Origin of the sequence: Actinomadura sp. HBU206391, assembly GCF_014323665.1 — a bacterium.
Classification (GTDB): domain Bacteria; phylum Actinomycetota; class Actinomycetes; order Streptosporangiales; family Streptosporangiaceae; genus Actinomadura_C.
The window spans coordinates 1-10,511 of record NZ_JABVEB010000193.1; the positions used below are offsets into that span (position 1 = coordinate 1).

Genomic DNA, 10,511 nt, shown 5'->3' on the forward strand with positions numbered 1-10,511 from the left:
GACGAGGTACGGGCCATGGCGGAGTACCTCGGAGCGCCGGTCGTCACCACGACCAACGGCAAGGGAGTACTGCCGGAGGACCACCCGCTCGCCCTCGGCGCCGGCGTCCACCTGCCTGCCGTCCGCGACCTCGTCGCCGAATCGGACGTGGTGCTCGTGGTGGGCAGTGAACTGGCCCCCGCCGATCTGTGGAACGGTCCGTTGCCGCTGCCGGGGCGGATGATCCGCGTGGATGTGGACGCCGCTCAGATCCATGCCAACGCGGTGCCCGAGGTCGCGCTGGTCGCCGATGCGAGACTCGCGCTGACCGACCTGCTCCACCTGCTCGCCGGCGGACCGGGCTCCGCACCGGACGCCGGCTCTGGCCCCGATCAGGCGATGCGCGAACGACCGCGAGGTCATGCCGGGAGCGCTCCTGGTGACGGCGTGGCGCGTGCGGCCGGCTGGCGGGACCGCAAGAACGCCGAGGCCCGCGCCGAAGGCGCCCGCTGGCTGGGCGTCGTCGAGGGGCTCGGCGCGGCCCTCGGACGCCAGGGGATCGTGGCGGCCGACAGTGCGATGGTCTGCTATTACGGCGCGCTGGCCAACCTGCCCGTCCACGCCCCCGCCTCGTTCCTCTACCCGACCGGCTACGGCACGCTCGGCTACGGGCTCCCGGCCGCGATCGGCGCCAAGCTGGCCCGGCCGCAGGCCAGGGTCGTCGCGCTGCTGGGCGACGGCGGCGTGATGTTCACGATCGCCGAGCTGGCGACCGCCGCGCAGTTGCGGCTGCCGCTACCGGTGGTCGTCGTGGACAACGGCGGCTACGGCGAGATCCGCGCGGAGATGTCCGAACGCGGCGACCCCGTGCACGCAGTCGACCTCCCCTCACCCGACTTCCCGGCGCTGGCCCGGGCCCTGGGCTGCCGCGGTGTGTGCGCGACGACCCCGGCCGAGCTGGCGCAGGCGGTCACCGCCGCGTTCGACGCGGATGTCCCCACGCTCGTGCTCGTCCCCGAGGAGACCGATGACCGGTGAGACCGCTTCCGCGACCAACGCTTCGGCGAAGCCCGAGATGACGTCCGGGGTGACGTCCGAACCCGAGCTGCAGGTGACGTGGACCGACCCGGTGACGGGCCGGCGCGGCTACGTCGTCATCCACAGCCTCGTCCGCGGTCTGGCCAGCGGTGGCCTGCGGCTGCGCGCCGGCTGCACGCTGGAGGAGGTCCGCGGTCTGGCGCGCGGCATGGCCCTCAAGGAGACGCTGGTCTACGACCCCGCGGACCGCTACATCCCGCTCGGCGGCGCCAAGGGCGGCGTCGACGTGGATCCGCGAGATCCTGCGGCGCACGACGTGCTGCGCCGGTTCCTCACGGCGGTCCTGCCCATCATCAGGGAGCAGTGGAACGCGGGGGAGGACTTCGGCGTACGCCAGGACACCCTCGACGAGATCGTGGGGGAGCTGGGTCTGCCCTCCACCATCGAGGCCGTCTTCGCCCGGCTCGACGACCCGGCCGAGGCACGTGAACGGCTGCGGCAGGCGTTCTCGGTGATGGTGGACGGCGTTCCGCTGCCCGAGCTGGTCGGCGGCTGTGGTGTGGCGGAGGCCGGCATCGCGATGGCGGAGCGGCTCGGCATCGACAGCAAGGGGGCCACCGCCGTGGTCCAGGGCTTCGGCTCGATCGGTGGCGCCGCAGCGCGCTACCTCCAGCGGGCCGGCGTGCGCGTGGTCGCCGTCGCCGACCGCGACGGTCTGATCGTGAGCGATGACGGTCTCGACGTCGACGCCATGCTCGCGGGCCGAGACCACCACGGCGTCATCGACCGGTCCGGGCTGAGGCCGGGCGACCGGCTGTCCGACGGATCGGGCTGGCTCGACGTCTCCGCGGACCTGCTCGTGCCCGCGGCCATGTCGTACGTCATCACAGCGGATGACGCGGCCCGGATCCGGGCGCGTGTCGTGGTGGAGGGTGCGAACCTGCCGACCCTCCCCGACGCCGAGGCGGTGCTCTTCGCGCGGGACGTTCCCGTCGTGCCGGACTTCTTGGCCAATGTCATGACCAACGCCTGGTGGTGGTGGGTGGTGTTCGGCGACATCGAGCCCACCGCCGAGGCGTCGTTCGCCAAGATCGCGAGCACCTCCCGTAGGCTGGTCGGAGCCGTGGCGCAGGACTCCGCGTCCCGTGGAGTGTCGCTCCGGGAGTCCGCCCTCGCCCTCGCCGCCCGCAACGCCGCCGAGATCCAGGTGCGCTTCCCATGAGCGTTCTTCCGCCGCCGGCCACCGCCGCGAAAGAGCGGGCCCGTGCGGCCATCGCCGCCCGCCGCGATGACGTCGTACGGCTCAGCCGGACCATCCACGCCCATCCCGAGCTCGGCTTCGAGGAACATCGAGCGGCGCGGTGGGTCGGAGACCTGCTCGCCGAGGCGGGCTTCGCGGTAACGGCCGGGCCCTGCGATCTGCCCACCGCGCTGATCGCCGGCACGGGTACGGGCCCGTTCACGGTCGACGTGTTCGCCGAGTACGACGCGCTGCCCGGGATCGGTCATGCCTGCGGGCACAACCTGATCGCGGCGGGTGCGGTCGCCACGGCGCTCGCGCTGGCGCCGCTCGCCGACGACCTCGGGCTCACCGTACGAGTGGTCGGTGCCCCGGCGGAGGAGACCGGTGGGGGCAAGGTCCTGCTCATCGAGCGGGGCGCCCTGCGCGACACGCGCCTGGCGCTGATGGCGCACCCGGGCCCGTACGACTGCGCCGCTCCGCGCTTCGTCGCCGCCGGTGGCATCGAGGCGCGCTACGACGGAAGGGAGGCGCACGCCGCGCTCAACCCGTTCGACGGGATCAACGCGGCCGACGCGATGCATCTGGCCCAGACCGCGATCGCCCTGCTGCGCCAGCACCTGCGTCCCGGCGAGTTCGTGCACGGGGTGGTCACCGAGGCGGGATCGGCGCCCAACGTGATCCCCTCCGTGGCCCGGGCGACCTATGGCCTGCGTGCTCCCGACCTTCCAGCGCTGACCGAGCTCACCGCGCGGGTGACCGCGTGCTTCGAGGCGGGGGCCCTGGCCACCGGGGCGCGACTGCGGCTGACGCCCGACGCGGTGGCGTACGCCGAGCTCAGGACCGACCCTGGGCTGGCCGAGCTGTACCGGGGCAACGCGCCCGCCGCGTGGGCCGAGCCGGCCGACGCGGAGAACCGGGTCTTCGGCTCCACCGACTTCGGCAACGTCTCGCAGGTCGTGCCTGCGTTGCACCCGGTGTTCGGCATCGGCGCGCCGGTGGCCAACCACCACCCGGACTTCACCGCCGCCGCGGCGACGCCTCGTGCCGAGGACGCCATGCTGGCCGCCGCACAGGCGCTGGCCTGGACGGCGATCGATCATGCCGGCGGTGATCCCGCTGATCCTGCGAGCCGCACGCGGTAAGGGCCTGGCCGGACGGTGATCCCGCGGCTCCGGCGAGCGGTACGCCGTGAGCGCTCGGCCGGCCGGTGCCGCGCGCCCCGCGCGCCGCGCACGCCGGTCGGATCGGCCGAAATCCACGGCGCGGGCAAGTGGCCGCGGATAGCGTGTTCCGTGACGAGTCGATTACTCTTCGTAAGGGACGCCCCCCGTGTCGGATGACCGCACTGAGGCTCCGGACGCCGCTGAGATTCCGGATGGTTTGGCCGAGACGACGATCGGCGAGTGGCTGGATCGGCTCGCCACGGCCGCGGGCCCTGGCGGCTACGCCTGCGCGCTGATCAGCATCGCCCAGGCCGTCGCACTGGTCGAGAGGATCTGCGACATCACTCTCGCCGACGACTCGCTGGCCTACCTTCACCCGCCCGTGGTCGAGTGCCGGTCGCACGCCGGCGCCGCCCAGCGGCGCGTGCTCGAACTCCTGGGGCAGGCCGCCGAGGCACACGTCGGCCTGCAGGCCGCCTACCTGCTGCCGGCCGACGGCACGGCCGATCAGACCAGTCGCCGGCACGCCTTCCAGTCCACCGCCGAGGTGTCGGCCGCGGTCGGGATCGAGGTCGTCAAGGTCGCGGCCAAGACCGCCGACCTGGCCGGCGATCTGCACGGGCGCGCCGACCCGGTCATGTTCGCGCACATCGGCGAGGCCGCCGCGCTCAGCGCCGCCGCCATCGAGGCCGCCGCGCTCCACTGCTGGCTGCACCTCGCGGACGTGAGCGGCACACGGCTGAAGGCCGATCTCGACCAGGAACTGCACAAGCACATCGACAAGGGGCTCGGCAGCGCCTCCATCGCGATCTACAACGCGCGGGCCCAGGGCAGGGAAGGCGTCGGCACCTGACTCAGCGCGCGGTTGGGCCCCGCCGTCGGGCCGGCCGCGTCGCCAGGCGGGCTCAGCCGCCGGACTTCGGCCGCTTCATCGCGTCCCGGATCAGGTCCCGTACCCGATCGGCGAGAGCCATGGCCGGGCCGGCGAGCAGGTTCTTGGCGGCGCTCTCGATTCCGGGGTGCGGGTGGATGGGGGCCACCGCCTCGGCCGCCCGGAGGGCGGCGCACAGACCCCTGCGCTCGGTCTCACTGAACTGCGCGCGCAGCCCGACGAACTCGTACCGTTCCTCGGCGCGGGCATGGGTGAGCACGTCGCCGCGGAGCTGGTTCAGGACACCCAGGAAACGCGGGTCATCGGTGTCCATGTTCTCCAGTTCGGCGAGGATCGCCTTGGCCATGCCCTCCTCGGTGAGGCGGTCCTCCACGATGCCCTCGCCGCCGAACAACGTACGGCGGGCCAGGGGGTGCACGATCTGCTCCTCGGCCGTCTCGTGCACGGCGAGCAGACGTACGAGCCGGTCGAACGCCTTCCGGCGTTCCAGCCCACCGGACATGGCGACCGCGAGGAAGAGATCTCTGATCTGGGCGTGCTGCTTGATCAGCAGGTCGATGACGTCCTCGGAGGCCGGAGCCTCCGCGGCCGGCGTCTTCATGGGCTCCCCTTGTTGTAGGCGGGGTCGGTCACTCCTCATCACCTACCCGGGCGGTGGAATCGCACGCGACGGCCTCGTGCGATGACGGTAAAGACTTCGCTTCAGGGACAAGCCGGTACGCGGGAGCGTGCGCGGCATGAGCGGCTGCGGCACAATTCGGGGCCGTGGCAGACCATCGGGGGACCTCGGTTCATGCCGTCTTCGTGAGCCTCGCGCTGCTCATCGGCTGCACCATGCTGGCCGGCTGTGTGGAAAGCGGCGCCGGCCGGCCGGGCGGGCGCACGCCGGCGGCCGCGACGCCGGGCGCTCCCGCGACCGCGTCGCGCTCGCCGACCGAGGCCGAGAACGCCAGGCCCGGCACCCGCGACTGGCGGGTCCGTAAGGTGGGCTCCACGCACGAGATCGAGGGCTACGCCGACCGGGTGAGCGTGCTGTCCGGCCAGCCCTTCCGGCTGTTCGTCTCAACGACGACCAGCCGGTTCAAGGTCGAGGCGTTCCGCATGGGCTGGTACGGCGGAGCGCAGGCGCGCCTGGTGTGGGCCTCGCCCAACCAGGAGGGCACCGAGCAGGCGCCGGCCAGGGTGCGGGCCGCGACCAACACGGTGTCGGCGCCCTGGAAGCCGTCGCTCACCGTCTCGACGCGGGACTGGCCCGCCGGCTCGTACCTGCTCCGCCTCGAGGCCGCCTCGGGTGCTCAGCGCTACGTGCCCGTCACGGTGCGATCGGCCGACGCGGTCGGCAAGATCGTGGTGCTGAACGCCACCACCACCTGGCAGGCCTACAACCTCTGGGGCGGTCACAGCCTGTACGAGGGGCCGTACGGATACGACAGCCGATCCCGTGCCGTGAGCTTCGACCGGCCGTACGACAAGGACGGCGCGGAGAAGTTCATGGCGTACGAGCAGCCGGCCATCGCGCTGGCCGAGAGGCTCGGGCTGCCGCTGGCGTACGCGACCGACAACGACCTGCACGCCGAGCCGGGGCTCCTGGCGGGGGCCCGCGCGCTGGCCGTGCTGGGACATGACGAGTACTGGTCGACGACCATGCGCAACGAGACCACGAAGGCGCGGGACACCGGGGTCAACATCGCACTCCTCGGAGCCAACCAGGTCAACCGGCACATCAGGTTCGCCGCCACGAGTCTTGGCAAGAACCGGCTGGTCATCTGCTACAAGGGCCTCGACGACCCGATCGGCAAGAGGAAACCGGCCGAGGTGACCATCGACTGGCGCTTCGCCCGCAAGCCATGGCCCGAGAGCGACCTCACGGGCGTGTTCTACGAATGCAACCCCGCCGAGGCGGCGTACGTCGTCTACCGGCCGCGGCACTGGCTGTTCGCCGGCACGCGGGTGCGCAAGGGCCAGCGGTTTCCCGGGATGGTGGGGCCGGAGTACGACCGGGTCAACCCGATCGTGACGACACCGCGGCCCATTGAGATCGTCGCGCATTCGCCCGTGCGGTGCGGCAACGTCGACAGCCATGCCGACTCGGCGTACTACACGGTGCCCAGTGGGGCGGGCGTGTTCGCGGCGGGCACCATGCGGTGGGTCTGCGCGATGCGCGGCAAGGGCTGTGGTCACGGCGTGACCGACACGGCGAAGCGGTTCGTGGATCAGGTGACCGAGACGCTGCTCCGGGCGATGGCGGCGGGTCCGGTGGGCCGCTCGCATCCGGCCCGCGACAACCTCGAGCAGGTCAAACCGTACAAGGGCCACCTCATCGCCGGCGGCGACGACCGCGACTAGCGAGGCGCCTCGGCGGAAAAGAGGCCAAGCCCAGGTACAGATTCCCGTACAAGGACTTTGCGCACGTCCGCCGGTGCGCCGGGATCGGGGCCGAGGTGGCGGCCGCCCGGCGGAAGCGCGCCGCCGACGAGGTTCCGGCCGCACGGCCGCGCGGCTGAGATTTTGCTGGTTCTTTCACCCGCCGGCGGCGTGGCCGAGGACACGGGTGTACGCCCTGAGCTGCGGGAACATTCTACGTGAGGGTCGGCAAATCGCCTCGAAGGGGGCAGAGGGGATTGACGATGGATACGGGGAACATCAGCGGGACGCCCACGAGTTCGCACACGGGCGCGCACAAGATCGTGCTGGGTACCTACAGCACCCATGAGGCGGCTCAGCACGCGGTGGACCTCTTGGCGGAACACAAGTTCCCGGTCGAGCACGTCACCATCGTGGGCACCGGCCTGAGACTGGAAGAGCAGGTGATCGGCCGGTGGACCCTGCCCAGGGCGGTGCTAGCGGGCGCCAGCACCGGTGCGTGGATCGGCTTACTGATCGGCCTGATCTTCTGGATCGTCAGCCCGTGGGCGGTCGGCGCCGTCATCTCCGCGATATTGCTCGGCCTGCTCTTCGGCGTCGTCTTCGCCGCGATCGCCTACGGGCTGCAGCGACGGGGCTTCGCAGCCGTCTCGGCCATAGTGGCCGACCGCTACGACGTCATGGTCGACGCGGAGTTCGCCGAGGAGGCCCGGCGGGTGCTCGCCGCCGCGCTGTCGGCGACGGACTCTTCTACCGAACCGCCGAGCTGAGGCGATCGCCGACGCCGGTGGAACGGTCGGCGGTCGGGTGTGGTGTCGGGAGGGGCCGGCGCGGGAGATCCCTCTGGGTCCTCTCGACCACACGATCCCTCCCGATCACGCAGTCCGTCGCGATCGCACTGTCGCGATCGCACGGGCCTCCGCCCTGGGGGCATGGCACCGACGTACGGTGGGAGTGTGCGCCGCCGCAGACGGATTTATCTGATCATGATGGGCACCTGCCTCACGCTCTTCGTGCTGGCATGGACCGTCGTGCGGTTCTACTCGACCGGCGTGGCGGTCGCGATGGCGATGGTGGCGCTGGTGATCCCGCCGTTCGCCGCCATCGTCGCCAACCGCAGAGACGACGACGACCGGGCGGTGTGACCGGCGACCCGCCTGGCCTGCAGGTTCGCAGCCGAGTCGCAGGAATGATTCCCGCTGAACGGGCAGAACTGGTGCCATGACAACGGCTCGATCCGCCGCCATCGAGACCCGCATTCCGGCCCGGCTCGACCGGCTGCCCTGGTCTCGGTGGCACTGGCTGGTGCTGACCGGTCTCGGCACGGTGTGGATCCTCGACGGTCTCGAGGTCAGCGTCGTCGGCGTCATCGGGCCGCGGCTCACCGATCCGTCGGGCGGTCTGGGGCTCAGTGACTCGCAGATCGGGCTGGCCGCCTCGGTTTATGTGACGGGCGCCTGCCTCGGCGCCCTGCTGTTCGGTTATCTGACCGACCGGTTCGGCCGTAAGAGACTGTTCCTCATCACGCTGGCGCTGTATCTGGCGGCCACCGTCGCCACCGCGTTCTCCATGAACGCGCTCTGGTTCTACATGTGCCGCTTCCTCACCGGGGCGGGCATCGGCGGGGAGTACGCCGCCATCAACTCGGCCATCGACGAGCTGATCCCGGCTCGGGTGCGGGGTCGCGTCGACATCCTGGTGAACGGGTCGTTCTGGATCGGCACCACGATGGCGGCGGCCCTGTCATTGCCGATCCTGAACTCCGACCTGCTGCCCTCCGATCTGGGCTGGCGGGCGATGTTCCTGCTCGGGGCGGTGCTGGGGCTCGGCGTCATGCTGGTCCGGCGCACAGTGCCCGAGAGTCCCCGCTGGCTGTTCATCCACGGCCGTCAGGACGAGGCGGAGAGGATAGTCCAAGGGATCGAGCGCGAGGTCGAAGAGGACAGCGGCAAGCGCCTGGACATGCCCGGGGTCAGCATCACCGTGCACCCGCGCCGGGCGATCGGGTTCGGGGCCATCGTCAAGACCATGGTCCGCGACTACCCGCGCCGATCGATCCTCGGCCTGGCGCTCTTCGTCGGTCAGGCGTTCCTCTACAACGCCGTCTATTTCACGTACGCGCTGGTGCTCACGAAGTTCTTCCAGGTGCCCGACGGCCGGGTCGGCCTCTATCTCATCCCCATCGGCTTCGGGAACTTCGTCGGCGCGCTGTTTCTCGGGCGGCTGTTCGACACGGTCGGTCGCCGGATCATGATCTCGGGGTCGTACATCCTGTCCGGGGTGCTCCTGATCGGCACCGGCCTGCTGTTCCGGCAGGGCGCCTTGTCGGCGGCCACCCTCACCCTCTGCTGGTGCGTGGTGTTCTTCTTCGCCTCCGCCGGTGCGAGCGCCGCCTACCTCACCGTGAGCGAGCTCTTCCCGATGGAGACCCGCGCGATGGCGATCGCCTTCTTCTACGCGGTCGGCACCGCGCTCGGCGGCATCATCGGCCCCGCGCTGTTCGGCCGGCTGGTCGAGACCGGCGAGGTGGCGGCCGTGACCGACGGCTATTTTCTCGGCGCGGCGCTGATGATCGCCGCCGGTCTGGTCGAACTCGCCATAGGCGTCGAGGCGGCCGGGGTGTCCCTGGAGAAGATCGCTCCACCGCTCTCGGCGGCGAAGGGTCACTGACGTCGCGGCGGCGTGCCCCTCACCCAGCCGTGCCAGTTGAGGGGTGAGCCGGGCCACTTCGGGGGCATGGACCGGAATTCTGGTGGCATAACGACTTTCGAGACCTGTTCTCGTGGGAGGCGTCATGGCCGTGAGCGGAAAGACGGACACGCAAATAGCCCGTACGACTGTCGACATGGGACTGATCGGCATTTATCTGAACGACCACCTAGCGGGATCCACCACCGGCGTCGAACTCGTCCGCCGGGCGGCCCGGGGACAGCGTCACTGGGAGGCCGGCCGGGTTCTCGACCGGATCGCCGCCGAGATCGCGGAGGACCGGGCCGGGCTGATCGACATGATGGAGGCCCTGCGGGTCCCGATCCGCCGTTACAAGATCTGTGCGGGGTGGGTGGTGGAGAAGTTCGGCCGGGCCAAGCCGAACGGTCGCCTGCTGCGAAGGTCACCGTTGAGCGATGTCGTCGAACTCGAAACGCTCAGGCTGGGCATCGAGGGCAAGGAGGCCTGCTGGCGGGTGCTTCGGCTCATCGCCGAACGGGATGATCGCCTCGACCCGACCCGTCTGGATCGGCTGATCGCCCGGGCCCGCGGTCAGGCCGAGACCGTCGAAGACCTGCGGATGCGTGCGGCCGAGAGACTCATCGACTCGAGCTCCTGAGCCGTCGTCGACCATCGACACGGCGGGGCGGCCCGAACTTCTCGCCTCACCGCGCCGCAGATCGCCGACCACCGGGCGGGCGAGCAAGGGGAATCGGGTGCCCGCCCGGCGTCGGGATCAGAGACGAGCGCAGAGGCTCGTCCCGGCCAGGGCGATCCGGCCGAGGGCGGAGGGCGGTCCGGCGGAAGGCGCGGCCGTCCTGACCGACGTGGTGGGCCGCAAGATGGACAAGTATGTAGACAACGGTTATCCGCAGGATGAAACACTACCGGTCGGACGCCGAGTGGGCCGATCGAGCCTGCCGCGATCTCCTCACCGACCTGATCAGCCGGTGACGACCACGAGCGGGCGGGCGGGGGCGGAGCCGCGCTCGAGCTCGACCTCGAAGCGGCTGCGGTCGCCGCGATGGAACGCCACGAAACTCTCCACCGGACGGTCGCTCTCCCCCAGGCTGACACTGCGCAGGACGAGTACGGGGGCGCCCCGCGCGAGCCCCAGGCTGCG

11 protein-coding genes are annotated in these 10,511 nt (G+C 71.0%); 9 read left to right on the forward strand and 2 right to left on the reverse strand.

Annotated features, from left to right (window positions below):
- From HKK72_RS30475 to HKK72_RS30490, 4 genes are all read left to right on the forward strand, one after another.
- A partial coding sequence (locus HKK72_RS30475; protein ID WP_261987358.1) for a thiamine pyrophosphate-binding protein occupies positions 1 to 1,017 on the forward strand: 1,017 nt, incomplete at its 5' end.
- Complete coding sequence (locus HKK72_RS30480) at positions 1,007 to 2,239, forward strand: Glu/Leu/Phe/Val family dehydrogenase (protein WP_222721335.1); 1,233 nt, start codon at positions 1,007 to 1,009, stop codon at positions 2,237 to 2,239. The genes HKK72_RS30475 and HKK72_RS30480, both read left to right, overlap by 11 nt.
- The gene (locus HKK72_RS30485; RefSeq protein WP_187237892.1) at positions 2,236 to 3,402 is read left to right on the forward strand and encodes an amidohydrolase; all 1,167 of its coding nucleotides are present in this window, start codon (positions 2,236 to 2,238) and stop codon (positions 3,400 to 3,402) included. The genes HKK72_RS30480 and HKK72_RS30485 overlap by 4 nt, the downstream gene beginning before the upstream one ends.
- Before the next feature lie 187 nt (positions 3,403 to 3,589).
- On the forward strand, positions 3,590 to 4,276 hold the full coding sequence (locus HKK72_RS30490; protein WP_187237893.1) for a cyclodeaminase/cyclohydrolase family protein: 687 nt from the start codon (positions 3,590 to 3,592) through the stop codon (positions 4,274 to 4,276).
- 52 nt (positions 4,277 to 4,328) lie between these two features.
- On the opposite strand, the gene HKK72_RS30495 is transcribed toward HKK72_RS30490, so the two are convergent.
- Positions 4,329 to 4,916, reverse strand: coding sequence for a hemerythrin domain-containing protein (locus tag HKK72_RS30495; protein WP_187237894.1), 588 nt, complete (start codon positions 4,914 to 4,916; stop codon positions 4,329 to 4,331).
- 164 nt (positions 4,917 to 5,080) lie between these two features.
- On the opposite strand from HKK72_RS30495, the gene HKK72_RS30500 reads away from it, so the two are divergent.
- From HKK72_RS30500 to HKK72_RS30520, 5 genes are all read left to right on the forward strand, one after another.
- Positions 5,081 to 6,661: a N,N-dimethylformamidase beta subunit family domain-containing protein gene (locus HKK72_RS30500; RefSeq protein WP_222721336.1), complete on the forward strand. Its 1,581-nt coding sequence runs from the start codon at positions 5,081 to 5,083 to the stop codon at positions 6,659 to 6,661.
- A gap of 281 nt (positions 6,662 to 6,942) precedes the next feature.
- Complete coding sequence (locus HKK72_RS30505; protein WP_187237895.1) at positions 6,943 to 7,449, forward strand: general stress protein; 507 nt, start codon at positions 6,943 to 6,945, stop codon at positions 7,447 to 7,449.
- A gap of 186 nt (positions 7,450 to 7,635) precedes the next feature.
- Positions 7,636 to 7,824, forward strand: a complete 189-nt coding sequence (locus tag HKK72_RS30510) for a DUF3099 domain-containing protein (protein ID WP_315987528.1) — start codon at positions 7,636 to 7,638, stop codon at positions 7,822 to 7,824.
- A gap of 76 nt (positions 7,825 to 7,900) precedes the next feature.
- Positions 7,901 to 9,349, forward strand: coding sequence for an MFS transporter (locus HKK72_RS30515; protein WP_187237897.1), 1,449 nt, complete (start codon positions 7,901 to 7,903; stop codon positions 9,347 to 9,349).
- Between the two features lie 124 nt (positions 9,350 to 9,473).
- Positions 9,474 to 10,007, forward strand: coding sequence for a hypothetical protein (locus HKK72_RS30520; RefSeq protein ID WP_187237898.1), 534 nt, complete (start codon positions 9,474 to 9,476; stop codon positions 10,005 to 10,007).
- A 324-nt stretch (positions 10,008 to 10,331) separates the two neighbouring features.
- Here HKK72_RS30520 and HKK72_RS30525 read toward each other — a convergent pair.
- A partial coding sequence (locus HKK72_RS30525) for a UTRA domain-containing protein (RefSeq protein WP_187237899.1) occupies positions 10,332 to 10,511 on the reverse strand: 180 nt, incomplete at its 5' end.